The sequence below is a fragment of the Ruegeria sp. CG11 genome, assembly GCF_056537245.1.
Map to the genome: position 1 here is coordinate 17,535 of NZ_JBQFRE010000023.1, position 26,213 is coordinate 43,747.

Here is a 26,213-nt window from a genome sequence, read left to right on the forward strand (position 1 = left end):
CATAGAGGACGTCAAAAGACGGGTTGGATTTGGTTTGGGGTGCCTAACTTTGAGAAATTCTTGTTAAAATCGGCCATTTGAGGCACAATTCACTGACACATTGAACATTACCACAATCCGAATTCTGGCCGTATCAGGCCGGATAAAAACGTACGTCGGGAGTCGACGTCGATGGAACAGGGGTTTTTTCTGATATTTGCAGTTGGGGCTGTGGCGGCAGCCCTGGGAGTGGTTTTGGCGCGCAACCCGGTCCACAGCGCGGTGGCGCTGATGTTCTGTTTTGTCAATATCTCGGCTATTTTCGTGCTGCTTCAGGCGCCGCTTCTCGCGGTTATCCAGGTCTTTGTTTATGTCGGTGCGATTCTGGTCCTTTTCCTGTTCGTGACCATGATGCTGGATATCCGCGACGCGACGCTGCGGCGGTTTCTACCAGGAAGCAACTTCGCTGCTTTCGGACTGGTCGCGTTGCTGGGGTTTGAGATGTTGGCACTGGTCCTGATGGGCCAGAAGTTTCCGGAAACCGTTGCGGGGACCTCAACCGGCGGTGAGATCCGCGAGCTGGGCACCACTCTGTTTGCCGATTACCTGCTGCCATTCGAAGTGGCTTCTGTCATCCTGCTTGTCGCTCTGATCGGTGCCATCGTGTTGGCACAGAAGGAGTCGCGCTGATGGTGCCGCTGTCGTGGTATATCGTATTGGGCGTTGTCCTGTTCGTCGTCGGAGCAGCCGGGGTACTGGTGCGGCGCAACATCCTGGTGGTTCTGATGTCGCTGGAGTTGTTGCTGAACTCGGTCAACGTCAACTTCATCGCTTTCGCCCATTTCCACGATGATTTCCGGGGCCGCATCTTTGCGATCTTCATCATCGCCATCACCGCAGCGGAGGTTGCCATTGCTCTTGGTATCCTTGTTGCTTTGGTGCGGAACAAGGCCACGCTCAAGGTTGATGAAATCACGATAATGCGGGGGTAGGGGTGGAGGCGGTATTATCCATAAGGCCGCTTCTGGCCATCGCAGTCGCCGGTCTTGCGTCAGGGCTGGTTCTCTATCTCCGTGACCGCGTTGGGCCACGGGACCTCGTGTCACCCGTTGCGTCCGTGGTGCTGTTCGCCTTGGTGGCTTCCATGGCACCCCGGGTTTTGTCAGGCGGAACCTACGAAGTCGTTCTATTCGAAATCCTGCCGGGAATTAATTTTGCTTTCCGGGTGGATGCATTGGGGATGGTGTTTGCCACTATTTCCTCGCTGCTGTGGATTTTTGCGTCGATCTATACCATCGGTTACATGCGCAGCCTCGGTGAACATGCGCAGACCCGGTTCTACATTTGTTTTGCAGCCAGCCTTGCCGCCGCCGTTGGCGGAGCGTTTGCGGCCAATCTCTTTACGCTGGTGATCTTCTACGAAGTGCTGAGCCTCGTGACTTATCCGCTGGTCTATCATCACGAAGATGACGAAGCCTGGGAGGGGAGCCGCAAATACCTCGTCTATCTGATGGGTGCATCAAAAAGCGTTTTGCTGGCAGCTATCGCGTTGACCTACCATCTGGCAGGCACGCTGGATTTCGTGCAGGGCGGCTTGCTGTCCGGGGTTGAGGCTACGCCGATCCTGCTGACGATTGTCTATTTCTGCTACCTCTTCGGGTTCGCAAAGGCGGCGTTGATGCCGTTACATGCCTGGCTGCCCGCCGCGATGGTGGCCCCAACCCCGGTCAGCGCACTTCTGCATGCTGTAGCGGTGGTGAAAATGGGTGTATTCTGCGTGCTGCGCGTGGTGTTCGATGTATTCGGTGCCGGGTTGATGGAGGCACTGGGGCTTGCAATCGCAACAGCATACCTAGCTTCGTTCACTATTCTGACCGCGTCGATTTACGCGCTGACCCGCGACGATCTGAAAGCGCGGCTAGCGTATTCCACGGTCAGTCAGCTTTCCTACATCATCCTCGGGGCGGTTCTGTTTTCGCCCGTCGCGATGGTCGGTGGTATCATACATATCGCCGCGCATGCTTTTTCCAAAATCACATTGTTTTTTTGCGCGGGCTCGATCTATTGCTCCACGGGCAAACGGAAAATCAGCGAGATGGGAGGCATTGGGCGGCAACTGCCCTGGACGATGGCCGCCTTCTTTGTCGGATCGCTCGGCATGATTGGTGTGCCTCCGGCCGGAGGATTTGTGTCCAAATGGTATCTGGCATGGGGCTCGGTCGACGGGGGGCAGTTCGTCTTTCTGGTCGTACTGTTGGTCAGCTCAATCCTGAATGCAGCCTATTTCCTTCCGGTCAGCTATATCGCCTTCTTTGGTAAGGAAACGGAGGGGGGAAGCCGCGTCCGTGAAATCCCGTTGGTCACGGTGCCGCTAGTCGCGACAGGAATTCTGTCGCTGTTGATGGGTATTTTCCCCGGTTATTTCATCACATTGGCAGAGGAGGTGGTCAGATGATCGCGCGTATCGTCGAATTCTTTGGGGACTCGAATTATTCCAACCTCCGCCTCCGCCTGTTCTATCTGGTACTGGCACTGATCGTCGCGGCGGACTTTCTGGTTCCTCGTGAACATGTTGAATACCTGTGGGAACAATTGCCGGGCTGGTCGGCGGTTTATGGGCTCGTGTCCTGCGTGGCGATCATATTTGTTTCCAAGTTCCTCGGTCATCAGGGCGGGCTTATGCGGCCTGAAGATTACTATGACTGAGTTCCTGCACCCGACACTTCTGTTCTTCGCCGGAGCCTTGGTGATCCCGTTTCTGAACGGAAAGCTTCGCAAACTCTGGCTACTTCTGATCCCGGCCCTTGCCATTGCCGTCGTTGTGATGTCCCAATCAGGCTCTTATGGCGCGGTCCGGTTTCTGGGGCAGGAGTTGTTGATTGCACGGGTCGACAAGCTGAGCCTTGTCTTTGCCACCGTCTTTACCATCATGGCACTGATCGGCATGATCTATGCCCTGCATTTGAAGTTGCCCGGCCAGCATGTTGCGGCTTTCCTCTATGTCGGCAGCGCGCTGGGGGTGGTGTTTGCCGGCGACTACCTGACGTTGTTCGTGTTTTGGGAGGGCATGGCCTTTGCCTCGACCTATCTCATCTTCGCCTCAGGCGGTGAACAGGCGATGCAGGCCGGGTACCGCTATCTGATGGTGCATCTCACCGGGGGTGTCGCGCTTTTGGGCGGGGTCATCCTGCACGGGGCGGCAACGGGATCGGTCATGTTCGGCCCGGTCGAGGGACCACTGGGTGCCGCCGCCTATCTGATCCTGATCGGCTTTACCCTAAACGCCGCCGTGCCACCATTGAATGCCTGGCTGACGGATGCCTACCCCGAGGCCACCGTCACCGGCGCGGTGTTCCTGAGTGCCTTCACCACCAAGACAGCCGTTTACGTGCTGGCGCGGGGCTTTCCGGGCGCGGAACTGCTGGTCTGGTTGGGCACCGCCATGGCGATCTATGGGGTGATCTATGCTGTGATGGAAAACGATTGTCGCCGCCTGCTGGCCTATCACATCGTCAGCCAAGTGGGATACATGGTGGCCGGAATCGGTATTGGTACGGAAATGGCGTTGAATGGCGCGACCAGCCACGCCTTTGCCCATATCCTGTACAAGGCCCTATTGTTCATGGGGGCAGGCGCGGTGATCTATGTCACCGGACGGCGCAAACTGACCGAACTTGGCGGGCTCTACCGGACAATGCCGCTGACCGTGATGCTCTACATGATCGGGGCCTTTGCAATCTCGGCTTTTCCCTTCTTCTCCGGCTTCGTCACCAAGTCAATGGTGGTGTCTGCCGCCGGGTACGATCACCGGGCGACTGTGATGCTGTTGCTGACGCTGGCGTCGTCAGGGACGTTTCTGCATACCGGTCTCAAACTGCCTTATTACATGTTTTTCGGCAAAGATTCCGGCCTGCGCCCGCCGGAACCGCCGCGCAATATGCTGATCGCTATGAGCATCGCCGCGGTGCTGTGCATCGGCATTGGCGTCTACCCCGCGCCGCTTTATGCGCTGTTGCCGTACGAGGTCGACTATTACCCCTATACCTGGGCGCACGTGAGCGAGAGCCTCGGCATCCTCATGTTCACAGCGCTTGGCTTTGTGTTGTTCCTGAAGGCGCTGGATCCCGAGGATACGATCAGCATCGACACCGACTGGTTCTATCGCAAGGGCGCGCAGGCGTTCATGCGCTTCGCTGAAAAACCGTTCGCGCGCTATGAACAGGCGGTAAGCACGGTGTCGGAAAAAACGCTGCTGCCCTTCATGCACCGCTCGGCTCAGGCAGGGCTGCGAACCGATCTCGGCGGGATCGATGCCATTGTGAACGGCGTGGCCCGTAAGGTTCTGCGCAGCGGGGAGAGATTGCGCCGGGTCCAGACTGGAATTGTCACTCACTACGCTGTGGGCATGATCGCGGGCGTAATCGCCGCCATCATCATTTTCGCCGTTGTGTGGCTTTAGGAGGTGGCATGGGGTTTCCGCTGCTCAGCCTCATCATCTTCCTGCCGGTGGCGGGGGCGGCTGCCGTGCTGTTCATACGGGATGCGCAGACAATTAAATGGACCGCGCTTGCAGTTACTCTCTTAGATTTTGGCCTTTGCCTGCTCTTGCTGCTGGTGTTCGACTCTTCCACCTATGAGATGCAGTTCGCCGAGGAGCGGAATTGGATACCTGCACTTGGGATCAAATATGCCGTCGCGGTTGATGGCATATCGGTGCTGTTTGTTTTTCTCACCGCGCTTCTAGGCTGGATCTGCGTTCTAGCGTCATGGAACGCCATCGAGAAGATGGTCAAATCCTTCATGGTCAGTCTGCTAGCGATGCAGACTCTAATGCTGGGCGTCTTTTCGGCGCTGGATCTGTTTCTGTTCTACGTGTTCTGGGAGGCGATGCTGGTGCCGATGTACGCGATCATCGGCATATGGGGCGGAGAGCGGCGCGTGTATGCGGCGTTCAAATTCTTTCTCTACACACTGGCGGGCAGCGTGTTGTTTCTGATCGGGATCATCGTGCTGTATTTCCAGGGCGGCAGGACTTTTGACATTCTCGCATTGATGAATGCGGATCTGGATTTTGTCACGCAAGCTTGGCTGTTCTTTGCCTTCCTAATCGCCTTTGCCGTAAAAGTGCCGATGGTACCAGTACACACCTGGCTACCAGATGCCCATGTCGAGGCGCCTACTGCGGGCAGTATCATCCTGGCGGGCGTTTTGCTGAAGATGGGGGCATACGGATTTCTACGTTTCTCGCTGCCGATGCTACCGGATGCAGCGGTTTATTTTTCCACTTTCATGCTGGCCCTTTCCGCACTTGCAATCGTTTACGGAGGATTGCTGGCGCTGGCGCAGGATGATCTGAAAAAATTGGTGGCCTATTCCAGTATCTCTCATATGGGCTTTGTCACACTCGGTATTTTTGCCCTGAACAGCCGTGGGGTCACGGGCGGAATTCTGCAGATGTTCAACCATGGCATAACCACTGGGGCGCTGTTTCTGTTTGTCGGGCTGATGTATGAGCGCACGCATAGCCGCAGCATCGCCGACTATGGCGGGCTGATGAAGGTCGCACCGCTGTGTTCCATTTTCCTCGGACTATTTTCGCTGTCATCGATGGCGCTGCCCGGGTTGAATTCATTTGTCGGCGAGTTGCTCATATTGTCGGGTGCTTTTGCCGCAAATCCTTTGCTTGCAGGTATTTCGATCCTTGGTGCTGTTCTGGCAGCGGCCTATCTGCTGAGCATGTTTAGGCGTGTGGCCCTGGGCTCCGCGACGATCGGCGAACGGTTCGAGTTTTGGGACCTTGACCGGCGCGAGCTTGCCTCGATCCTACCTCTTGCCGTTCTGGTGGTCTGGATTGGCCTTTACCCAAAACCATTCCTTAGCATCATTCAGATTTCGGTCGAAAATTTGCTGACACAGGTTCAAGGACAGGAGGATGCGGAGTGAATCAGGCGCAACTCCTCCAGTCGGTACTGGCCAGTCTGCCCGAGATCGTGGTGATCACCGGGGCATGCGTTTTGTTGATCCTGAGCTTGTTCGTCCGGCCCGAGCGTGGGTATTTTCTGGATCTGGCCGCGATTGCTGTGGTCCTTGTTGCTGCCGCACTGACCTTGGTGCTGGCGGATCAGAACCTGCTTGTCTATTCCGGCATGTTTGTGTCCGATCGGTTTTCTGCCTTTTTCAAGGCTATTTTCTACATAGCCACCGTACTGACACTCTTGCTGTCGCGCCGATATGTCGAGATCGAACGGATCCAGCGCGGCGAGTACAATGTGCTGCTGCTGTTTTCGTTGTCCGGCATGATGATCATGGCTTCGGCCACCGATTTGCTGTCAATTTACGTCGGGCTCGAATTGATGGCTCTTTGCACCTATGTTCTGACGGGGCTTTTACGCCGCGAAGTGCGTTCGAACGAAGCGGCGCTGAAATACGTGATACTGGGCGCGGTTTCGACGGGGGTGTTCCTGTACGGCGTATCGTTAATCTATGGGTTGACCGGCACCACGGAACTTGATGGCATTGCCGCTGCCGTATCCGGGAGCCAGCGCGATCCGGGTCTTTTGTTGGCGGTCGTATTCATCGTTGCCGGATTGGTCTTCAAGGTCGGCGCTGTGCCCTTTCATATGTGGGTCCCTGACATCTATGAGGGTGCGCCTACCCCCATTACTGCCTTCATGTCCGTAGGACCCAAGGCCGCTGGCTTTGCGGTAATTCTGAGGGTTGTCCTGAACCCGCTGCTGGCTGCAACGGAAATTTGGTTAGTCATCGCCGTGATTGCCGTCTTCACAATGGCGCTCGGCAGTTTCGTGGCACTGGTGCAGGACAACATCAAGCGTCTGCTGGCCTATTCCAGTATCGCCCATTCCGGATTTGCGCTGCTGGGCATCGTGGCGGGCGGCCCGGATGGTGCGGCGAGCGTGATGTTGTACCTGTTAATCTATACTTTCATGAATATCGGTATTTTTGCAGCGGTAATCGCGATGCGTTCCGAGGGTAGCCGAGGTGAAGCCATCGACGACTTTTCGGGTTTGTCCAGATCGCACCCCGTGTTCGCGCTGTCGATGCTGCTGTTTCTGTTCGCGTTAGCTGGCATCCCGCCGACAGCGGGGTTCTTTGCGAAGTTTTATGTGCTGGTCGCGCTGATTGAAGGCGGGCACGTGGCGATTTCCGTCATTGCCGTGCTGCTGAGCGTGATCGCGGCCTATTTCTACATCCGTATTGTCATGGTGATTTATATGCGGAAACCGGCTGGGCCGTTCGAGCCGGAATTCACGCCTGGCCTGAAGCTGGCGCTGGTGACTGCGGCGCTGGGAACCATCGTGATCGGCCTGCTGCCAGCATTGTTTTTGGACCTGGTACAGCTGTCGGCGCCGGGGCGGTGATCGGTGGTGCCAAATGCTCGGGGTAACTGGATGCAGAACGCTGATTGTGCTAAAATGCCCCACATCACTAAAAGTTATTGGTGAATATCCGGAGCGAGGGATCTCAGCTATTTAGGAGGATATTCAAATGAACGTTTTAGAACATATCGATATTCTGGAAAAACACCTGACAACGTTTAAATACCCCGATGACGCAGCAATTCCCGCCGCATTTTCGGCGGTTCGCTCAATAGTGAACAAGGCGAAATCTCATAGCGGGCACGCGACAAGGGTGATCGCTGATTTGTCGCGCCTAAGTGATGCGCTTGCGTCGTTCCGCACTCTGCTTAGGGAAGAGGCAGAATTACTGGCCTTGACGCACGAAGCACAGGCCGAGCTGTCCCGAGACCTTTCGAAACGCAAGGCGGAACTGATGGAGTATGCCAGTCGCAAGTTGGGAGCAGATGGAAACACCGCATATATTCGCGAAATCAAGGACCGCGACGCGTTCGGTCTTCCGATCGTCGCTGACAACGCCTTGTTGGTCTACGTTGGAGTAGACGGGGCCAGTGATCCGGATGATGGGATTGACGACCTGACGGCGACATGCGGTGTTTGGGCCTGCATCTTCGACCGTTGCGTTTGTGTCGAGTGGGAATGCAGCGGTGACGGCCCAAGCGGCAGCTTCCCCTAAGCTGGCTTGAGACCGACAGCGGTTGGAATCCCTGTTCGACACGTGATTTTTATTTGAAATACAGCCATCCGCGTATATCATTTCTCCCATAGGGGAAGGCCATGACCTTTCCCCGGGGGCAGAAAAGCCCTCGATCCCGGGGTAGGTTTCACGAGCGCAAGGTCCGTCGAGCACAGGATTTTGCGATATGACCGGACTTGAATTTCTACCTGTTCTCATCATGGTTGCCGGGGTAATCCTCGTAGTGGCCGCGACGCTATTTGTGTCGTCACTGCTGCGCCCTTCCAACCCGTACCCCGCCAAGAACATGCCTTATGAATGCGGCATGGACCCAGCAGGTGAAGCCGCCGCGGGTCAGTTCAAGGCACAGTTCTTCCTGATCGCGATCCTGTTCGTCGTATTCGATGTCGAGGCGATGTTTCTCTTTCCATGGGCCGTCGTGCTGAAAGAAATCGGCATCGTCGGCTATATCGAGATGTTCGTGTTCATCGTCCTGCTGCTGGTGGGATTTGCCTATGCCTGGCTGAAAGGAGCGTTGGAATGGGAAACGTAATCCGCGACAGCGTGTTGTTTACCACAACCGACCAGATCGTCCGCTGGAGCCGCAAATCGGCACTCTGGCCAGAAACCTTCGGTATCGCCTGCTGCGCAATCGAGATGATCTCGGCGGGATGTGCACGCTATGATCTAGACCGGTTCGGGATTGTGTTTCGGCCATCACCGCGCCAGTCCGACGTGATGATCATCGCAGGTACGGTGACACGGAAATTCGCCCCGGTGATACGCCGCCTTTACGACCAGATGCCCGAACCGCGCTGGGTCATTGCAATGGGCACCTGTGCAATTTCCGGTGGAGTTTACAACACTTACGCCGTCGTACAGGGGTCCGAGACCTTTGTGCCGGTAGACGTGCATGTACCCGGTTGTCCGCCGCGACCCGAGGCGCTGATGCACGGATTTCTTCTGCTACAGGAGAAAATCAAGAAATCCGAGGCGCTTACGGATACTCCGCTGGGCCGGGCGGCAGGGCCATGACCGGTGCTGCGGTCCCCTTCATTGCCCGGCTCGAGAAGCGGTTCGGCGATACGGTTTCCTACAACGGTGTGTCACATGGCATCCACGTTTTCACCGCGTCATCCGAAATCATCGTAGATCTCTGCCGGTTTCTGAAAGACGAATTGGGCTTCAATTTTCTCTCCGACATTTGCGGGGTCGATTACCTGCCGGACACGCCCAGATTCGAGGTTGTCTACCATCTGTATTCTCTGTCCGACAAATGGCGCGTTCGTCTGAAATGCCGGTTGGCGGACCCACCGCATATCGCCAGTGTCGTTGGTATCTGGCGGACCGCCAACTGGCACGAGCGTGAAGCGTGGGACATGTATGGCATCGCCTTCGACGGCCACCCGGATTTGCGACGTATCTATATGTGGGAGGGGTTCGAAGGGTTCCCGCAGCGCAAGGATTTTCCGCTCAGGGGCTACCGGGATGAATTGAACCCCTTCGGCGCCGAGGGTGTGCCGCCAACGCGGCCGGACCTTGAGACCAAGGACATCCCCGGCGGCACCGGAGAAAAATCATGACCGAGGCCACGGAACTCAGGCCACCCCTAGGCGGGGTGCCGGATACCAAAGAGGTGCTGCTGAACCTCGGGCCGCAGCATCCCAGTACGCACGGGGTTCTGCGTCTGGTGCTGGAAATGGACGGTGAATATGTCGAACGGGTCGATCCGCATATCGGCTATCTGCATCGCGGCACGGAAAAACTGTCCGAAAACTTCACCTATACGCAAATCTTTCCGCTGACCGACCGGCTGGACTATGTCTGCCCGCCGTCCAACAATCTGGCCTTTGCGCTGGCGGTGGAAAAGCTTCTGGACATCGAGGCCCCCGTTCGCGCGCAATATATCCGGGTCATCATGGCCGAGCTTGCGCGGCTGTCGGGTCATCTGCTGATCACCGGCGCACTGCCGATGGACCTCGGTGCGATGACTGCGCTGCTTTATGCGATGCGCGAACGGGAAATGATCATGGATCTCATGGAGATGGTCACAGGCGCGCGGATGCATACTTCGTATTGTCGGGTGGGCGGCGTGCGCGAGGACCTGCCCACGGAATTCGCAGGCAAGATCAGAGAGTTCTGCGATATCTTCCCCAATCGAATCCGCGATTACGAACGTCTGGTCGAAAAGAACCGGATGTTCCTCAAGCGCACCAAGGGCATCGGCGTGATTGAGCCCGAGGATGCGATCGATCTTGGGCTCAGTGGCCCCAATCTAAGGGCATCGGGGGTGGATTGGGACATTCGCCGAGATGAACCCTATGAGATTTACGATCAGGTCGAATTTGATGTGATTACCCGTAAGGAAGGCGATTGCTACGCCCGTTGGCGCTGCCGGGTGGAAGAGATGCGCGAAAGCGTCAGGATCATTGAACAATGCCTCAAGCAGATGCCCGAAGGCCGTTTTCTGGCGGATATTCCCACAGTAGCCTTCCCGGTCGACAAGGACCGCGTGCACAGTTCGATGGAGGCGCTGATCCAACATTTCGACCTTTCGGCCTATGGCTTCAAAGTCCCGGCGGGCGAGGTCTATTCCGCCATCGAGGCGCCTAAGGGTGAACTTGGGTTCTATATCGTCAGCGATGGCAGCCCCAAACCGTTCCGGATGAAGGTTCGGGCTCCATCCTTTGTCAATCTCCAGGCGCTCTATGGAGCGAAAAACGCCCGTTACCTTGCGGACATGATCGCGGTTCTGGGCAGTCTGGATCCGGTGATGGCGGAGGTGGACAAGTGAACGCGCCGATGGACATGCGTATGCGGATCGAAGCGGCGGCGGCGTGCTACCCCGACCAGCGCTCGGCGATCATGCCGGCGCTGTATATCGCGCAGAAAGAACGCGGTGTGTTGACTGGTGAGGTACTGGAAGAGGTGTCCGACATCCTTGGCGTGGAACGGATCTGGGTCTATGAGCTGGCCACCTTCTACACGCTCTATCACACCGAACCGGTGGGGCGGTTCCACCTGCAGCTTTGCAACAACCTGTCCTGCATGTTGTGTGGCGCAGAGGCGTTGCAGGCGCATATGGAACAGGTGCTGGGCATCGCAAAGGGGGACACCACCGAGGACGGATTGTTCACGCTGTCCACTGTGGAATGCCTGGGCGCTTGCGAGATGGCGCCGGTGATGCAGGTTGGCGACGAGTATCACGGCAATCTTGATACGGCGCGGGTCGACGACTTGTTGGCAGCATTGCGAAATTCAAAGGGGGCGGATGATGACTGAGGCTGTCCTTCTCAAGAGTGTCGGTATCTCCGACAGCCAACGGATGAGCGTTTACGAAGCCACTGGCGGATATCGCGCGCTGGCTAAGGTGCTGAAAGAATACACCCCCGAAGAGCTTATCGAAACGGTCAAGGACTCGGGCCTGCGCGGGCGCGGCGGGGCGGGGTTCCCGACCGGGGTCAAGTGGAGCTTTGTTCCAAAAGATGTGGAGACGCCGAAGTACCTCTGCTGCAATGCGGATGAGGGTGAGCCGGGCACCTTCAAGGACCGGATCATCATGGAGGAAGATCCGCATCTGCTGATTGAGGGGATGGCCATCTGCGCCTACGCGATTGGGGCCGAGACGGCTTATGTCTACGTTCGCGGTGAATATGTGAAGGCGATCCGAACTTTGCAGGCGGCGATCTCAGAGGCGCAGGAAAAGGGGTATCTCGGGCACCGCATAATGGGGTCGGAATTCAGATTTGACGTCCATATTCATGAGGGCGCAGGCGCCTATATCTGTGGCGAAGAAACCGCGATGCTGGAATCGCTGCAAGGCCGGCGGGCGCAGCCGAAATTGAAACCCCCCTTCCCGGCTGTGGCCGGGCTGTATGACAGTCCAACGGTCATCAACAATGTCGAGACGCTGGCTTGCCTGCCTGCCATTGTCGAACGCGGCGCACATTGGTTTCGCGGGATCGGGCCGGAAAAAAGCCCGGGACCCAAGCTGTATTGTCTTTCGGGGCATCTGCGAAAGCCCGGCCTATACGAACTGCCGATGGGCATTCCCCTGCGTGAGTTGATCGAAGTATATGGGGGCGGGCCGGCCGAGGGCCGCCGGATCAAAGCGGTTATCCCCGGAGGCGTGTCGGCGCCGATGATCCCCGAAAGCGGGATGGATGTCGGAATGGACTTTGACTCACTGGCCGCGGTCGGGTCCATGCTGGGTTCAGCAGGGGTCATCGCGATTGATGACAGCACCTGTATCGTCAAGGTTGCGACGCGTATCATCGAGTTTTTTCACCACGAAAGCTGCGGCAAGTGCACGCCCTGCCGCGAAGGACTGGACTGGGTGGTCAAGATCCTGCGCCGGATCGAAGCGGGCGAGGGCGAATCCAACGATCTCGATCAGCTCGAGGGGCTATGCAACGGCATATTCGGCAACACTTTTTGTGCTTTAGGCGATGGGGCGGCGATGGGGCTGCGTGCGTCCTTGGAACATTTTCGGAGCGAATTTGTTACCCATATCGACGAAGGGAGGTGCCCGTTTCATTGAGCGAAACCAGCGACATCACCACCCTGACTGTGACCATTGATGATCACGAGGTGCAGGTCCAGCCGGGAACAACAATCCTGAGCGCTGCCGAAGGGTTGGGCATCGACATTCCCACTTTCTGTTTCCAGCGACGGCTGCCGGTTCTGGCCTCGTGTCGGATGTGCCTGGTCGAGATCGAAGGGCAGGGCAAACTGCAACCCGCCTGTGCAACTGCGGTTATGGATGGAATGGTCGTGCGGACGACAACCGAGCAGGTCGCTGAGACACGCTCGGTCATGCTCGACATGTTACTGGCCAATCATCCGCTAGACTGCCCGATCTGCGACAAAGGCGGGGAATGTGAATTGCAGGACATGGTGATGGAATACGGCCCTCGGGAAAGCATGTTCCGCGATCCCAAAAGGGTATTTCATTCCAAGGACATCCAACTCAGCCCGGTTGTCATCATGAACGTCAACCGCTGCATCCAGTGCCAGCGATGCGTACGCATGTGCGAAGAAGTGGTCGGCGCAGTAGCCCTGGGAACCGTGGAAAAGGGCATGGATACCGCCGTGACCGGGTTTGAAGGCAGCCTTACCAGTTGCGATCAATGTGGCAACTGCATCGAGGTCTGCCCAGTTGGGGCACTGATGAGCTTTCCTTACCGCTACAAATCGCGACCCTGGGATCTGGTTGAGACCGATACGATCTGCGCCCATTGTGGGACCGGTTGCCAACTGACAGTAGGCTCGCGTGACGGTGAATTCATGCGGGTACGGTCCCAATGGGACAAGGGGTTGAACCTGGAAATCCTGTGCGTGCGCGGTCGGTTCGGGATGGATGTGTTTGCCAGCCCAGATCGGATCAAGCGCCCGATGGTCCGGCAGGGCGACGCCTTAACGCCGGTATCCTGGGAGGACGCAGGGACCCATCTGCGCACGAGGTTGTCCCGGACCAGGGAGCGCGCGGCGGGGATTGCCTCACCTCGGTTAACAAATGAGGCGCTGTTTCAGTTCGGGAAACTGATGCAGGGTGCCTTTGACAGCGATCTGGTTGCGATATCCTCACGCTTCGACTTTCCCGATGTGTTAGGGCCACTGCTGGGCGATTTCTATACGCGCGCGCCCTTCGAAGAGGTGATCAAAACCGATTGCACGCTTGTCATCGGCAGCAACGTGACCGAAGAGAATCCAGTCAGCGAGTACCTTCTGCGGGGCGCGGTACGAGGCGGGGCGACGCAACTCTATCTTTTGTCGGCGCGCCCCTCTCGGCTGGATGCCGATGCACGCGTAGCGGAGCGGATGCTGCCCGGAACAGAGGCGTCCGTTTTGTCGGAGTTGCTAGAAAGTTTGCTTGACCGGCGTGAGAAGCCGTCCGAACAGGCACGTGCAGGATTGGACGTTCTGATTAACGCGCTGTCTACAGCACCGAGCGTCACGGTTCTGATCGGCATGGACCTGTTCAGAGCCCCGGAAGCCGAGACAGTTTTTTCCTTGCTTCACGGCCTTTTACATTGCCTGCAGACACTTGGAAAGAACGTGGCCTTACAGGGACTTTTTGATCGCCCCAACCTGATGGGTGCGCTGGACATGGTAGTGGGCATGGAAGGTAAACCGCTTGTCGGGGTTGGTGAGGTGCTCGATCTGTGCGCCTCAGGCGAGATCGGCACGCTTTACATTGCGGGCGCCGATCCTGTCGGTTCCTACCCGGATCGCGCCCGCGTCGTTGATGCGCTGAAGAAAGTGGACCTTCTGATCGTGCAGGATTGGGTTCATACGGACACTGCCGAGTTGGCTGATGTGGTGTTGCCTTCTGCGGCACATGGTGAAGAGGCTGGAACATTCACCAACAATGAAGGACGGGTTCAGATCGTTCGAAAATTCCGTAATCCGGTATTTGCGGCGCGCAGCGACCTTGAGATCTTCGAATGGTGTGCGGCACCGATCGGTACCGGTTTGAAACACTCTGATCATGCAGGAATCTTTGGTGAAATCGCCCGGACACACCCCGTCTATTCCGGCCTTTCGATTGATCAGATTGGACCAGACGGAGCATTTACGTCCGTGTTGAAAGGGCCCTCGGATGGATCGATCAAGGCGCCAGAACTGGTCAAAACGGCAAGCAAGCAAGGGCTGGCGCTGGTTACGGGCAACGGGCTGTTTTATGGAGGGAGTTTCTCTGAACATTCGGCCACGCTCGCCACGGTGGCAGAAGAGCCTTACGTGGAGATGAGTGTCAGGGACGCCGAAGAACGGGGGCTTGCAGCCGATCATATGGTGGTTGTGACATCAACTGCAGGGCACTTGACGGCTCGTCTGAAGATTAACCCGCAGTTTCCTGAAGGGCTGGTTTTTGTTCCGGAAAGCTATCGGAGCTTGCGGCTCAACAGTCTGATGAAGAAAGGTGAATATCCCTGTCGCGTCGAGGTCCGCAAACCTGACGGCTGAAACTCGCGCGAATTGATGTAGTTTAGTGATATCCGGTTCCTGCGATATATTCGTGCAGTTCCTTTTGCGTCCTCAGTGCTTCGTCCAACCGCGCTTTGACAACATCGCCAATGCTCACAACCCCGACAAGCGTTTCACCGTCCATCACCAGAACGTGCCGTGTCCGCTCCTGGATCATTGTTGCCGAGACCTTTGGCAGCAAGTCATCTTTAGAACAGGTGGAGATGCCGTTTAGCATGATGTCCGAAACCGGTAAATTGGCGACCATGGCGCCACGTTGCGCCACTGCATTACAAAAATCACGCTCGGAAACCGTGCCCAAAACATGGTTTGACGTTGTACTCACGATGGCCAGGCCGATCTGCTTTTCATGGAAAAGCCTTAGAACATCTACCATCGTCGTGTCCGGGCTCACCGAAATTACTTCGGAGCCTTTCAACTGCAATATGTCAGAAACGAACATCCACACCTCCTTGGCGGGGTTCCCGCCAGTTGTTACATGCGCATTTCCTTTCGGCTTTTACTTGCGCCGAATATTCCGCCACCAATTGTATCCCGCATCCTGCGCGGTCTCTACACGTACACCGTCTGTGGTTTTCAGACGTGCGTCTACCACACCGCCGCCTGTTTCCGCTTTGCCGGGCATTGTCAGGAGTGTATCCCGGTCCACAACCAGAAGAGCTGAGTCGTAGCTGGAAAATTCGTATTGTTGCCCCAGCGCGATGGCATCCGCCGGGCATGCGTCCTCGCATAGGCCGCAAAACAAGCATCGCGCAGTATCTATATCGAACACCTTGGGGTGGCGCGCGCCGTTTTCGTCCTCATAGGGAACGACGGTGATGCAGTCGCAGGGGCAGATCTTGGCGCAAAGTTCACAGGCGACGCAGTTTATTTCACCCTCTTCGTTACGCTTTAGGAAGTGGTGGCCGCGATAGCGCGAATAAGGTAGCCATTTCTCTTTGTCGGGATATTGCTCGGTCACCGGACGCGACAGCATGTAACTGAACGTCAGCACCAGCGCATCGCCAAGGTCGGCGAAGAACGCCCACCCGATCCAGCCTTGTCGTTTGTTTGCAGCGTCTGTCATGGTTGCCCTCATAGGAAAACAACCCCGGTTATCATTATGTTCGCCAGTGATAGCGGAAGCAAGACTTTCCACCCGATCTCCATCAACTGATCATAGCGGTATCGCGGGAAAGTGAAGCGGAACCACATGAAGACATAGATGAAAAAGGCCACTTTTAGCAGGAACCAGAGGATCGGAGGCAAGGGGACTAATACACCGTTCCAGCCGCCGAAGAACAAGATCACTGTCAGAACTGAGACCAGCACCATCACCACATATTCGCTGACCATGAAGAAGATGAACCGGATTCCGCTGTATTCTGTGTGAAATCCCGCACCCAGGTCGCCTTCGGCCTCGGCCAGATCGAAGGGAATGCGCTGAGCCTCGGCCAATCCGGCGACGAAGAAAACAAAGAACCCCACAGGCTGATACACCACATTCCACATATCGGACTGCGCGCGCACAATATCGAGAAGGCTCATGGACTGCGCCAGCATCACCACACCGATGACAGCAAACCCCATCGGTATCTCGTAACTGATCATCTGGGCGCAAGTCCTCAGCCCACCCAGAACCGAGTATTTGCTGTTGGAAGCCCAGCCGCCGAAGATGACTCCGTAGACCTCAATCCCGATCACCGCAAAGACGAAAAGAAGGGCTACGTTCATGTCCGAGACATACAGTGTGATTTCGTGACCCAAAACAGAAACGCTCTCGCCAAATGGTATCGCGACAAACACAACAAACGGCGGTAGCATCGCCAGAATCGGGGCCAGCTTGAATATCAGCCGATCGGCATCGGCGGGGATATGATCCTCTTTGGTCAACAGCTTGATGCCGTCGGCCAAAGGCTGCAACAGGCCGTGCCAGCCAACGCGCATCGGGCCCATTCGTTGTTGAATGTGGCCGGCGATCTTGCGTTCAAGCCAGACCAGTGGAAGCGGCAGCAACAACAGAGCCGCGATCAGGATTGCGACCTTCAGGACGATCAGGCCAATTGCGATAGCAAGTTCCATGGCTACAGGCTCGTTCAATTCAGGATCAGGGCTCGATGTGAGCGGCCCGATGATTAATGCCCATAGTCCAGATTAGCATATTATTGGTTATCTTGTCAGAGCGGCCGTTTCGGATCTGTTGCGAAGATTGTTGCTGACCGAAGAAATTTCTCCGAGCTAAAGGGTTAAACGGTATCGCCAAGTTGCCTGACAATCTTTCCCGCGCCATCCGCTCGGGATGAAGATTCCGACCAATATGCCTCGCCTGATAGGCTTTCGCTTTCCTCGTGAAATCATCGCCTACGCAGATTGAGCCCGTCATCGCTTTCCCCTCAGCACGGCCGATGTTGAGGATTTACTCGCGGAACGGGGCGTGAATGTGAGCCGTGAGGCAACCCGGCTTTGGGTTATTCGTTTTGGCAAACATTTCGCAGATTGTGTTCGACGGGATCGGCTGCGGCCGAGCGATAAATGGCACTTGGATGAGGTCGTGCTCACGATCTGCGGCAAAAAACACTGGCTTTGGCGCGCTATCGACGCGGATGGGAATGTGCTTGATATTCTGGTCCAGTCACGGCGGAGCGCGAAGGCCGCAAAGCGCTTTCTGCGTGGATTGATTGCCCGGTTTGACGAGCCGAGGGTTGTGATCACGGACAAATTGCGAAACTACACCAAGCCAATCAGACATCTTGCTCCGGACGCAGACCATCGCGCGTGCAAGGGATTGAACAATGCCATCGAAGTTTCGCACCGGCCAACTGACAAACGCGAGAAGATCATGGGCCGGTTTAAGTCACCACGTCAGGCACAAAGGTTTCTTGCCGCTCACGACCAGATCAACCTGATCTTTCGACCCCGTCGCCACAAAATGTCCGCCTCCTACCGCCATTGGGAAAGGCCATCATACCCAGATTGGAAAATTCACGCAGGAACGCCAAAAGCTCTCTCGGCAATGGCTCTGAGTAGTTGCGCTGCAGATAAACCTTTGCCTTTTCTTCGAATTGTTGAATTATTTCAATTTGGGTTCTTTCGTCATTGAAACTGATTATTCCGCTGCCAACGCCGTTAAACACTTTGATGGATTGCGGAAGTGGTTCATAGGACTTGGCGAAATTTTTTCGCGGCGCCGGTGGGATTGGCGATCTCGCAGGCTTAGGTATGCAAAAAAGATGATCAAGCCGCTGATTATCCACCACATGCCCTGTGCTCCTCGTTTAGTGTGCTGCGATTTGAAATTTAGCGTCCTTGTGCGCCAAAAGCTAACGGCAGCAAAGTCCGCATAGCAGCCGTTGGGTCAGAAATGCTTGACGTTTTGGCCAACAATGCCTGCTCAGGTGCTATGATAAGATTCAGAAATTTCGTATCGAGAGTCAGAAATTAGCGACGTTCCACAGTTGGTGTTGAACGTCACACGAATCTGACCCAGCCTTCATAGTGTGACCAAGAGCGAGGTGAGCGCCCTACATCAGATGGCGCACCTGGCCGAAAATTACTTTTGCAATGAAATTGGCATCGAGCTGCAGATCCGCACTAAATGCGCTTAATAATGTCGGCTACGCGGTTTCTGTTAAGCCTATCTCTCTCCATCGGTCTGCCGCGCAGGTGTTTGAGCAAAGCTCTTTAATTGGTTTGCTTCCTACGGGCGTAGCTGCGGGAGGCTTTGGCTCGGTTTCCGCAGGATTCCATGATGCACCACTTGCGCCGGGCGTTTTTGGTTTCGTCAGGAAACAGCCAACCGCAATCGGTGCCGGGACACTTCTTCACGAGCGTCAGTTCGCGCGTATCGCTCAATATCGACATCGCTGAGATTGCGATCAGCCCTAAAAAAGGTTGACAACGCAGGTATTCTACGGACCTGCCGGGCAGGGCTTCGAGGCTTTTCAGGTGTTCGTCGAGGTTCAGATTTTTCGTTTGTGCAGGGTCCAGAAAAAGCAGATCGCAGGTTTGATCTGAATTCATGGATGGTCTCAACTGACGAAATATTAAGCGCGTTGGGTAGCCCAAGCGTCTGCGCCCACAGATCTAAATCAGCGGTTGTTTCAATTTTTTCGTGCGGGACCTGATTGTCATCCGTCCAGTTTGCCGTGTTCAGGAAATCCAGCGCCAGCCTTCCTGCAATCGGTCGAACTATGGAGTGTGTACTGTAGGTCATGCATCTATCCAACCGTTGCAGGGTTTGACTGGCAATGCGGCCCGTAACTAACCTTTGTTCTGGTTAGAAACGCTTCGCCCGATATTCCTCCCGAAAACAGCAAGTTTGTCCTGACTTGGCGAGGAATCCTGCGTGGTGCCCTGCGGCTGGCCCCCATAAGTGCCCACTTGCGGACTATCGTCCGGCCTACTCAGAAGGACCAAGTTAAGCCCGCTTTCACAAAGGGTCCTTGTGCACCATCTCCGAACTCTTTCTCTGCGGTCAACTCCAGCGTTGCTCCGGACGAAAACTCCTTTTCGTAGCCAAGCAGTACATTGCCGCCGGTAAAGTCCGATGCTGCAAAGGTCAGTGAGTTTGTGACGGAAAAAACAGTGACGTCCGCTGCCGAGTCCCCAAGATTTCTGCGGAGCACACCGCCAACTTGCCCAATGAGCGACCCGAAATCAGTGATCGACTTCTTGGCTCCCAGGCCAAGCCGCGCCTCTACTACTTCTGTCGTTACCTCACCCACTGTAGCATTCACTTCAGAACCGGTTTCGGTATAGCCGTCGTCGTCCTGCCGCGTATATCGAACGCTGCCAAACCCCACCAGATCAACGCCGGCTTCAAGATTGTATGCCCGCTCGACGCCAACGCCTAGGGTCAGCAAAGTACTGTCGTACTCTCCATCCGCGTCCGGACTGCCCGAGATCGTTCGTGTTCTGTCAGTCAAAAGAAGACCAAAACCCAGATCGGCTTCGACCAGATAATCCCCGAAATTTCGTCCGCCCGCTACGCTCAGAAAAACCGCGTTCGTGTCAAAGTTCGAATTGTCACTATCGCCATCGGCGTAGAACACGCCAAGTCCGAGCGCCAACGACACTCCGTTTTCTAGCTGCCCCGAAATGCCAGCATTGCCATTGAACAGACTGAGGTCGGTCCTGTCCCCGAAACTGTCTTCAAATCGTTTCCCTTGGGCGTCAATAATTGCAAAGGGTTTGAAGTCGGTTACAGCTAGGTATCTTGCGTCACTGAATGGCATAGCTCGGCCAACTTCCGGCACTGCACCGTAGTTCAATGCATCACGGACGCTGCCTATGACCTCGCCGTAAGTAGCGATGACATCGCGCGATGTGAAGAGCCCGCTGGAGTCCATTGCGGCATACACTGGATCAGTGCCCCCTTCATCCTGCACGAACCAGACAGACCGGTCGTCGGAAACCGTTTTCGTAAACGTTCCGACCCCAGGGGCCGCATCCTCGAAATAGAACACGGCACTTTCACCTTGGGCATCCAGATTTACATCGTGATCAGCGACCCGTATTTTTCCTGTAACGGTATCACTTGTGTCCAGATTTACTGATCCGGATCCCGTTCCCAGATAAATGGCAAAGGCCTCACCTGTTTCGGACTTGGCCGAGATTGCGCCCACATCCGAAATCACCCCGTCATGGTTTTCTATGTAGAGGCCGTACGCATTCGCGCCGACCCCACCGGATGCCGTCGCTTCGATGGTTCCGCTGTTTGCAAACTCACCCTGAAAATCGTTGATACGAAAGCCCGCTGCAGTAGCGACGGCGCTGCTTGTGGCATTGTCCAGATTTGCTGCCGCATTCACAAATCCAGCGTTGGAAACAGACCCGGACACGTTGCCACGCAAGTAGACCGCTATCGCTTCGGCTTCTTGGGCTCCGGCTGCTTGGGCAGTCAACGAACCTGTGTTGGTGAAGTCTCCGGTCAGGTCGCTGCCCACGTAAAGCGCGCTGGCGTCGGCGACCCCCGTTTGGGACTCGGCCGCTGCCGCAATCGTGCCAGAGTTCGAAAAATCCCCACTCAAGTCGTCGTCGATGTAAATCCCGGCAGCGGTGACATCTTCAACTCCAATCGCCGTTGCGGAAATGTCCCCGTTGTTGGCGGCATTTCCAACTACGTCGATGTTGACATACACACCGTAGGCTTCGGCGTCATCGCTGTCTGCATCAGCTGTGACGGCGAGGGAACCTGAATTCTGAAAATCTCCAATCAGGTTATTGTTATAGTAGAAGGCCATCGCCGTCGCGTCGTCACCACCCTTTGCCGAAGCGGCAACGGAACCCTGATTGTCAACGTTTCCAGTAGCATCGCCATCAACGACGGCAAACCCGATGCCGAACGCATCACCGTTCACAACTTCGGCAGACACGTCCACCGTACCTGAGTTACGCACTGCTCCATCAAGTCCACCAGCGACGAAAACCCCGTGAACGGCGGCGGTTTCGCTTCCGGCACCCTGCGCGGCGATTGTGCCACTGTTTGAGATACTTCCGGTCATGCCGTCCGAGACAAACAGCCCGTACGATACGGCTTCTGATGACTCCGAAATCGTCGAGGTGGAAATTGTTCCGGAATTGTCGAAACTCCCCTCAAGTCCGCGGGAGATGAAAACTCCTGCAGCGGTCGAGGATGTAATTCCATCTACTTGAGCACTGATCGAGCCCTGATTGACGATGTTGCCAGTCATGCCCTGATCGGCCCACAAACCATAAGCGTCTGCTTCAGAGTCCTGAGCCGTGGCAGCCACCGCGATCGTTCCTGTGTTGCTGAAATCACCGGTCAGCCTGCCAAAAGTACTAATACCTGCAGCAAGTGCGGAAGAAAAACCATCAGCCTGGATTTCAATGGCACCACTGTTCACGATGTTGCCATTCATTTCACCACCGACATACAGGCCGAATGCCTCGGCTACGCTGTCTCTGGCCGTTGCCTCGACCGTTACCGAGCCGGAGTTTGTGAAACTGCCATCCAGAATTTCGTCGATAAGAAAGGCTCTTGCGTCTGCATCCGTTGCGGCGCTCGCCGCTATGTTGATTGTGCCGCTGTTTTCAATGTTTCCGGTCATCCCGCGTTCAAGTTGGAGCCCGTATGCATTTACACTGGATGATTGATCCAACGCTCTTACGACGAGTGTTCCGGTGTTTGTGAAACTTTCAACCATCTCCCCCGGTGCGTAAACGCCGGCGACGGACACGCCGGAAAAACCATTGGCCAAAACATGGATCGACCCTTCATTCAGAAAATCTCCGGTCGCACCATCACTACTGCTAACATACACGCCATATGCGTAGGCTTCGTCCGCCTGAGACTCCGCTGAGGCCTGAATCGAGCCGGAATTTGTGAAATTCCCATCAAGGCCCCGTATGATGAACAGCCCGTATGCCTCTGCCGACGAAAAACCATCAGCAGTTGCGCTTAAGGTTCCGCTGTTCGTGAAACCACCGTCCACGCCCTGTCGTACATAAAGCCCGTAAGCATCGGCGTCCGCGGATGCTGCTCTCGCAACGACTGAGATTGTGCCGGAATTATTGACGTCACCATCCAAGCTGCCGCGAATATTGAAACCGGCTGCCGTGGCGGATGATCCACCTTCAGCGTAGACCAATACGGTGCCGCTGTTTGTGATATCTCCGGTCATGTCTTCGTCGACACGCAGACCATACGCATCCGCTTCGGATGTTTGACCGAGCGCTATGGCACTAATCGTAAGCGAGTTGTTGAAGTCACCGTTCAGGTTGTCAGAAATTCTAACCGCGCTGGCTGATGCAAAGCCCGCGCCATCGGCCTTCGCGTCGATAATTCCACTGTTCGTAATGTCACCGCTGGCATCGCCATCGACCTCAAGGCCATTAGCTGTGGCCGGCCCACCTTTTGATTTTGCGACAACGCTAATCGAGTTGGTATTTTCGAAGCCGTCCTCAAGATCGGCAGCTGCCAAAATCCCGACGGCACGCCCATCCCCCTCAGAGACGGCAGTGACCTGAATAGCCCCACTGTTTGACACCTTTCCTCGGAGGTCACCATCGATATTAAGGCCAAAAGCGGATGCTGCCCTCATTTGATCGATCGCAGTCACTGTGATGGTTCCGCTGTTTTCGACTGTCCCGGCTACATAATCTCCAACGTACAGCCCCATGGCGGATGCCGCTGTAGCCCCATCGCCACGGACATGGATGTTGCCGCTATTAGTGAGGCTTCCGTCGACATTGTTCCCGGTGAAAAATCCAAAAGCTTCCGCGTTGGCAATTTGGTCCTGCGCGGCAACGTTGATCGTGCCAGAGTTGGTGAAATCACCCGTCAATGCACCCAGCGCAAAATAACCCGCAGCAGTAGCCGAGGAAAAACCATTGGCGCGGACATTAATCGTCCCGCCGTTCACAACATTCCCATCCACACCGCTATAAGCATACAAACCGTAGGCCTTGGCCTCATCCTGAACGGAGTCTGTTGCGGTGACAGAGATCGTCCCTGCATTTGTCAGATCGCCTGTCGAAAGCCCCGGAATATATGCGCCATATGCTAGCGCGCCCGCCGCACCATCGGCCTGTGCGGTGATATCACCCGTGTTTAACCAGTTACCCGAAGCGGCGCGCCGGTAGCGGACGCCGTAAGCTGTGCCTCGGGACGTCTCCGAGTTGGCACTTACGTTAATCGAATTGGAATTCTGGAAGTCGGTGTTCATCTCTTCGAAAAAGAAGAAGCCGGATGCCAATGCCTGCGTTTCAGCATTGGCTGTCACGTCGAACGTTCCCGAGTTCTCAATGACCCCGGATGCCAGGACATCTTCGTCGAAATAGGCGCCAAACGCATTCGCATATGCCCCCGAGGACGTAGCGGTTGCAATTACGATCCCGGAGTTTGAAAACTGGCCGCCAAACGATTGATCGAACCGGAAACCAAACGCGCGCGCAAAGGGCGACCGATCCGTGTCAACCATGATCGTGTTGTTGTTCACGATCTGCCCAGTCGAACCCAGCGTCCCGTTCAGAAATAGGCCGTAAAGGGTTGTTTCAGAGCTCCCCTCGATCGAGATCGTTCCGTCATTGGTAAATTCGCTGGAGTAGTCAGTATCAATCGTAACGGCAGGTGCAGCGGCTCCGGTCGTAGTCACTGTTCCTGCAACCACCGTAACCGCACCCGTGGAAGTGATGCTGTTGTCCTCGTCGATGGCAAATACAGCCTGCGAGGTTTGCGGCACCGTGATCTCTTCTGCTCCGACCATATCCGCACCGAGAACGCCGAAGGATGCCGATGTCAGAAACAAGGATGGCGCAACACTGGCGACCCTTCCTTTCCATTTCACAAGACGTCCGCCACGAGCCACGACCCTCGGATCGTGCCGCTTACTTTTACAATTAATCACAGGAGACCTTTAGATTTTTGAGCTTACTGAACAGCCTCAAGCTCGGCACACATCGCCGGCTTCAGATCCAAGCAACGCTTGGAAGGTGACATGCATTTCATTTTGAAACTGCGCCGCATCCTCAACCCTTGAGTTTATTGTTTTCAGTGAACTCGTTTCACAGTTGACGCACAGTAAGACTTGGCAGGCCCTTTCGGATCAAGGACAGTTCGCGCAAACAACCGGACAGTTTGCGCCAATCTGCAACTCTCACCCTAAGGTCTGGTCGAAGGGTCACACGGCGCGAAAATCCAGTTCAAATGATTGTCAATCAGCAAACCCGGCGCTAGACGAACGAAAGCCCTTTGTGGCAAGGACAGACCTACTTCCACAATAGATACGCGCGACGCAGCGTATGCGCTGCTAAACGACAAAGAACCTCAAAGTGCCGCAAGCAGAAAATCCGTTAAATCATAAGACCATCGCAGCGGCCGCTGCCAACATGGTAAGCTATGCCATTTCGCGCGGAGTTCCGGTCACGGAAATCGTCGAGGAATTGGGTATCGACCCGGCTCAATTGCTCAATCCGAATGCAAGGATTAACGAAGACGATTTCCCGAAGATCATGAACAAAATGGCGACTTCTTTGCCGGGTGAACCGCTCACTCTCGATCTTGCAAAAGTCACACCGTTTTCCATGCTTGGTTATGTGAGCTCGGCGGTCGAATTTGCGCCCACGGTCCGCGACGCGCTTGAAATGCTTGTTCAATATCGGTCGGTTTTGTCGGATCGACTGCATCTAACGCTTGAAATGACAAACACACATGCGCGCCTTGGGATTTACCATCCAATGGACGAGCTTGATAACGGCGCGACGGGAGAGTTCGGTTGTGCCCTTTTGTACCGGACAATGTGCGAGTGGTTTGACCTTGCAGACGCGATTACCGAAGTCCAATTCGCGCACAAAGCTTTTTTGGAACATAGTCTGTACGAAGAATTCTTCGGTACAAAAGTAACATTCGAACAGCCGAGAAACACACTGGTTATAACCCGTGATGCGCTGGATAGACCTAGCCGACTATCCAGCAAACCTCTTTACGATTACGCGCGGGCGCATTTGGGGCGCATGAATAAAGAGAATGGCCTTTCAAACCTCGATATCCAGGACCTGCAGAAAGTGCATGACGCAATCTGTGAGAATGCGGCAGTCGGTGAATACGGTGCGACAGCGCTCGCAGAAAAGCTTCACTTAAGCCTGAGATCGTTGCAAAGGCTTGTGGGCCAACACGGTAAGGAGCTTCGCGAGATGCTTGAGGAAGTGCGCGAGGCCAACGCCAAACGCCTGCTTGCCAATCCTGACTTGAGCATCGATGCAATTGCGCAGTTACTTGGCTACTCCGACGACAGGGCCTTCCGCCGGTCCTTCAAGCGTTGGACGAACCAATCCCCATCGCAATTCAGGGACACGAATAAGAGCGATATATTGTAAGCGCGTTTCATCATAAAGCTGGTACCATTTCCCAGATGTTGGATGCGCATGGGATTGAAATTGAATGGATTTTGATGAAATCGGAAGATTTGATCACAAGCAGTAGTCGGTCCTCGGCACTGTGTCACAAACAGGACTTTTCGACATTCTCCAAAGCAAGCAGGTCTCAGTTCCGGAAGCTTTTCAGCTAGGCATGGCCCACTACAAGAACGGTCAGCTCAAACCGGCTGTACATATGTTCTCAGGGCATTGCCCAGTTGATCGCGTTGTCCTTCTCGGATAGCTCGGTACCATGACCATACCGACCTCATTGCTGCGGCTGAAGGGCTTCCGTTTTCCTCGCGAAATCAATGCCTATGCGGTGTGGGCATATCATCGGT

Annotated in this window: 21 protein-coding genes and 3 pseudogenes; 18 read left to right on the forward strand and 6 right to left on the reverse strand. The window is 55.5% G+C overall.

Annotated elements, in window-relative coordinates; translation table 11 throughout:
* Positions 1 to 171: 171 nt before the first annotated feature.
* The 15 genes and pseudogenes from ACR0KW_RS22005 to nuoG form a co-directional block, all read left to right on the forward strand.
* Positions 172 to 660 (forward strand): annotated as a pseudogene (locus tag ACR0KW_RS22005) (NADH-quinone oxidoreductase subunit J family protein); the annotation flags it as partial.
* Positions 661 to 668: 8 nt separating this feature from the next.
* Complete coding sequence (gene nuoK / locus ACR0KW_RS22010; RefSeq protein ID WP_480806927.1) at positions 669 to 971, forward strand: NADH-quinone oxidoreductase subunit NuoK; 303 nt, start codon at positions 669 to 671, stop codon at positions 969 to 971.
* Between the two features lie 2 nt (positions 972 to 973).
* Positions 974 to 2,434 (forward strand): monovalent cation/H+ antiporter subunit D family protein, encoded by a 1,461-nt coding sequence (locus ACR0KW_RS22015; RefSeq protein WP_480806928.1) that lies wholly within the window; start codon positions 974 to 976, stop codon positions 2,432 to 2,434.
* On the forward strand, positions 2,431 to 2,685 hold the full coding sequence (locus ACR0KW_RS22020) for a hypothetical protein (RefSeq protein WP_480806929.1): 255 nt from the start codon (positions 2,431 to 2,433) through the stop codon (positions 2,683 to 2,685). The genes ACR0KW_RS22015 and ACR0KW_RS22020 overlap by 4 nt, the downstream gene beginning before the upstream one ends.
* Positions 2,678 to 4,438, forward strand: coding sequence for a Na(+)/H(+) antiporter subunit D (locus tag ACR0KW_RS22025; RefSeq protein ID WP_480806930.1), 1,761 nt, complete (start codon positions 2,678 to 2,680; stop codon positions 4,436 to 4,438). The genes ACR0KW_RS22020 and ACR0KW_RS22025 overlap by 8 nt, the downstream gene beginning before the upstream one ends.
* A gap of 8 nt (positions 4,439 to 4,446) precedes the next feature.
* Entirely contained in the window at positions 4,447 to 5,922 is a 1,476-nt protein-coding gene (locus tag ACR0KW_RS22030) for an NADH-quinone oxidoreductase subunit M (RefSeq protein ID WP_480806931.1), read from the forward strand.
* Positions 5,919 to 7,358: an NADH-quinone oxidoreductase subunit N gene (locus ACR0KW_RS22035; RefSeq protein WP_480806932.1), complete on the forward strand. Its 1,440-nt coding sequence runs from the start codon at positions 5,919 to 5,921 to the stop codon at positions 7,356 to 7,358. Before ACR0KW_RS22030 ends, ACR0KW_RS22035 begins: the two co-directional genes overlap by 4 nt.
* A gap of 127 nt (positions 7,359 to 7,485) precedes the next feature.
* Positions 7,486 to 8,031 (forward strand): hypothetical protein, encoded by a 546-nt coding sequence (locus ACR0KW_RS22040; RefSeq protein ID WP_480806933.1) that lies wholly within the window; start codon positions 7,486 to 7,488, stop codon positions 8,029 to 8,031.
* Positions 8,032 to 8,218: 187 nt separating this feature from the next.
* Complete coding sequence (locus ACR0KW_RS22045) at positions 8,219 to 8,584, forward strand: NADH-quinone oxidoreductase subunit A (RefSeq protein ID WP_480806934.1); 366 nt, start codon at positions 8,219 to 8,221, stop codon at positions 8,582 to 8,584.
* Entirely contained in the window at positions 8,572 to 9,066 is a 495-nt protein-coding gene (locus tag ACR0KW_RS22050; RefSeq protein ID WP_480806935.1) for a NuoB/complex I 20 kDa subunit family protein, read from the forward strand. The genes ACR0KW_RS22045 and ACR0KW_RS22050 overlap by 13 nt, the downstream gene beginning before the upstream one ends.
* Positions 9,063 to 9,614, forward strand: coding sequence for an NADH-quinone oxidoreductase subunit C (locus tag ACR0KW_RS22055; protein ID WP_480806936.1), 552 nt, complete (start codon positions 9,063 to 9,065; stop codon positions 9,612 to 9,614). The genes ACR0KW_RS22050 and ACR0KW_RS22055 overlap by 4 nt, the downstream gene beginning before the upstream one ends.
* Positions 9,611 to 10,825 (forward strand): NADH dehydrogenase (quinone) subunit D, encoded by a 1,215-nt coding sequence (gene nuoD, locus ACR0KW_RS22060; RefSeq protein ID WP_480806937.1) that lies wholly within the window; start codon positions 9,611 to 9,613, stop codon positions 10,823 to 10,825. The genes ACR0KW_RS22055 and nuoD overlap by 4 nt, the downstream gene beginning before the upstream one ends.
* Complete coding sequence (gene nuoE, locus ACR0KW_RS22065) at positions 10,822 to 11,313, forward strand: NADH-quinone oxidoreductase subunit NuoE (RefSeq protein ID WP_480806938.1); 492 nt, start codon at positions 10,822 to 10,824, stop codon at positions 11,311 to 11,313. Before nuoD ends, nuoE begins: the two co-directional genes overlap by 4 nt.
* Positions 11,306 to 12,571, forward strand: a complete 1,266-nt coding sequence (gene nuoF / locus ACR0KW_RS22070) for an NADH-quinone oxidoreductase subunit NuoF (RefSeq protein WP_480806939.1) — start codon at positions 11,306 to 11,308, stop codon at positions 12,569 to 12,571. Before nuoE ends, nuoF begins: the two co-directional genes overlap by 8 nt.
* A complete protein-coding gene (gene nuoG, locus ACR0KW_RS22075; RefSeq protein WP_480806940.1) occupies positions 12,568 to 14,997 on the forward strand; it encodes an NADH-quinone oxidoreductase subunit NuoG in 2,430 nt (809 codons plus the stop codon). Before nuoF ends, nuoG begins: the two co-directional genes overlap by 4 nt.
* 22 nt (positions 14,998 to 15,019) lie before the next feature.
* Here the strand turns inward: nuoG and ACR0KW_RS22080 are convergent, their stop codons facing one another.
* From ACR0KW_RS22080 to nuoH, 3 genes are read right to left on the reverse strand one after another with little or no spacing between them, the layout of a single operon-like run.
* Complete coding sequence (locus ACR0KW_RS22080) at positions 15,020 to 15,460, reverse strand: CBS domain-containing protein (protein WP_480806941.1); 441 nt, start codon at positions 15,458 to 15,460, stop codon at positions 15,020 to 15,022.
* A 57-nt stretch (positions 15,461 to 15,517) separates the two neighbouring features.
* Complete coding sequence (locus tag ACR0KW_RS22085; protein ID WP_480806942.1) at positions 15,518 to 16,084, reverse strand: NADH-quinone oxidoreductase subunit I; 567 nt, start codon at positions 16,082 to 16,084, stop codon at positions 15,518 to 15,520.
* An 8-nt stretch (positions 16,085 to 16,092) separates the two neighbouring features.
* Entirely contained in the window at positions 16,093 to 17,079 is a 987-nt protein-coding gene (gene nuoH, locus ACR0KW_RS22090) for an NADH-quinone oxidoreductase subunit NuoH (RefSeq protein WP_480806943.1), read from the reverse strand.
* Positions 17,080 to 17,296: 217 nt separating this feature from the next.
* Here nuoH and ACR0KW_RS22095 point away from each other — a divergent pair.
* A pseudogene (locus ACR0KW_RS22095) lies at positions 17,297 to 17,986 on the forward strand (IS6 family transposase); the annotation flags it as partial.
* A gap of 692 nt (positions 17,987 to 18,678) precedes the next feature.
* Here ACR0KW_RS22095 and ACR0KW_RS22100 read toward each other — a convergent pair.
* From ACR0KW_RS22100 to ACR0KW_RS22110, 3 genes are all read right to left on the reverse strand, one after another.
* Positions 18,679 to 18,858 carry a CGNR zinc finger domain-containing protein gene (locus tag ACR0KW_RS22100; protein ID WP_480806944.1) on the reverse strand — a complete coding sequence of 60 codons (180 nt, stop codon included), beginning with the start codon at positions 18,856 to 18,858 and terminating at the stop codon, positions 18,679 to 18,681.
* Positions 18,779 to 19,210: an ABATE domain-containing protein gene (locus ACR0KW_RS22105; protein ID WP_480806945.1), complete on the reverse strand. Its 432-nt coding sequence runs from the start codon at positions 19,208 to 19,210 to the stop codon at positions 18,779 to 18,781. Before ACR0KW_RS22105 ends, ACR0KW_RS22100 begins: the two co-directional genes overlap by 80 nt.
* 190 nt (positions 19,211 to 19,400) lie before the next feature.
* Positions 19,401 to 24,305: a beta strand repeat-containing protein gene (locus ACR0KW_RS22110; RefSeq protein ID WP_480806946.1), complete on the reverse strand. Its 4,905-nt coding sequence runs from the start codon at positions 24,303 to 24,305 to the stop codon at positions 19,401 to 19,403.
* A gap of 484 nt (positions 24,306 to 24,789) precedes the next feature.
* Here ACR0KW_RS22110 and ACR0KW_RS22115 point away from each other — a divergent pair, with 484 nt between their 5' ends.
* A complete protein-coding gene (locus tag ACR0KW_RS22115; protein WP_480806947.1) occupies positions 24,790 to 25,833 on the forward strand; it encodes an AraC family transcriptional regulator in 1,044 nt (347 codons plus the stop codon).
* Between the two features lie 292 nt (positions 25,834 to 26,125).
* Positions 26,126 to 26,213 (forward strand): annotated as a pseudogene (locus ACR0KW_RS22120) (IS6 family transposase); the annotation flags it as partial.

Bases quoted from the DNA above. Each gene is read 5' to 3' on its own strand.
- nuoK (WP_480806927.1), top strand. From the start codon at position 669: ATGGTGCCGCTGTCGTGGTATATCGTATTGGGCGTTGTCCTGTTCGTC.
- ACR0KW_RS22020 (WP_480806929.1), top strand. From the start codon at position 2,431: ATGATCGCGCGTATCGTCGAATTCTTTGGGGACTCGAATTATTCCAAC.
- ACR0KW_RS22025 (WP_480806930.1), top strand. From the start codon at position 2,678: ATGACTGAGTTCCTGCACCCGACACTTCTGTTCTTCGCCGGAGCCTTG.
- ACR0KW_RS22030 (WP_480806931.1), top strand. From the start codon at position 4,447: ATGGGGTTTCCGCTGCTCAGCCTCATCATCTTCCTGCCGGTGGCGGGG.
- ACR0KW_RS22040 (WP_480806933.1), top strand. From the start codon at position 7,486: ATGAACGTTTTAGAACATATCGATATTCTGGAAAAACACCTGACAACG.
- ACR0KW_RS22045 (WP_480806934.1), top strand. From the start codon at position 8,219: ATGACCGGACTTGAATTTCTACCTGTTCTCATCATGGTTGCCGGGGTA.
- ACR0KW_RS22050 (WP_480806935.1), top strand. From the start codon at position 8,572: ATGGGAAACGTAATCCGCGACAGCGTGTTGTTTACCACAACCGACCAG.
- ACR0KW_RS22055 (WP_480806936.1), top strand. From the start codon at position 9,063: ATGACCGGTGCTGCGGTCCCCTTCATTGCCCGGCTCGAGAAGCGGTTC.
- nuoD (WP_480806937.1), top strand. From the start codon at position 9,611: ATGACCGAGGCCACGGAACTCAGGCCACCCCTAGGCGGGGTGCCGGAT.
- nuoF (WP_480806939.1), top strand. From the start codon at position 11,306: ATGACTGAGGCTGTCCTTCTCAAGAGTGTCGGTATCTCCGACAGCCAA.
- ACR0KW_RS22080 (WP_480806941.1), bottom strand. From the start codon at position 15,460: ATGTTCGTTTCTGACATATTGCAGTTGAAAGGCTCCGAAGTAATTTCG.
- ACR0KW_RS22085 (WP_480806942.1), bottom strand. From the start codon at position 16,084: ATGACAGACGCTGCAAACAAACGACAAGGCTGGATCGGGTGGGCGTTC.
- nuoH (WP_480806943.1), bottom strand. From the start codon at position 17,079: ATGGAACTTGCTATCGCAATTGGCCTGATCGTCCTGAAGGTCGCAATC.
- ACR0KW_RS22100 (WP_480806944.1), bottom strand. From the start codon at position 18,858: ATGTCGATATTGAGCGATACGCGCGAACTGACGCTCGTGAAGAAGTGT.
- ACR0KW_RS22105 (WP_480806945.1), bottom strand. From the start codon at position 19,210: ATGACCTACAGTACACACTCCATAGTTCGACCGATTGCAGGAAGGCTG.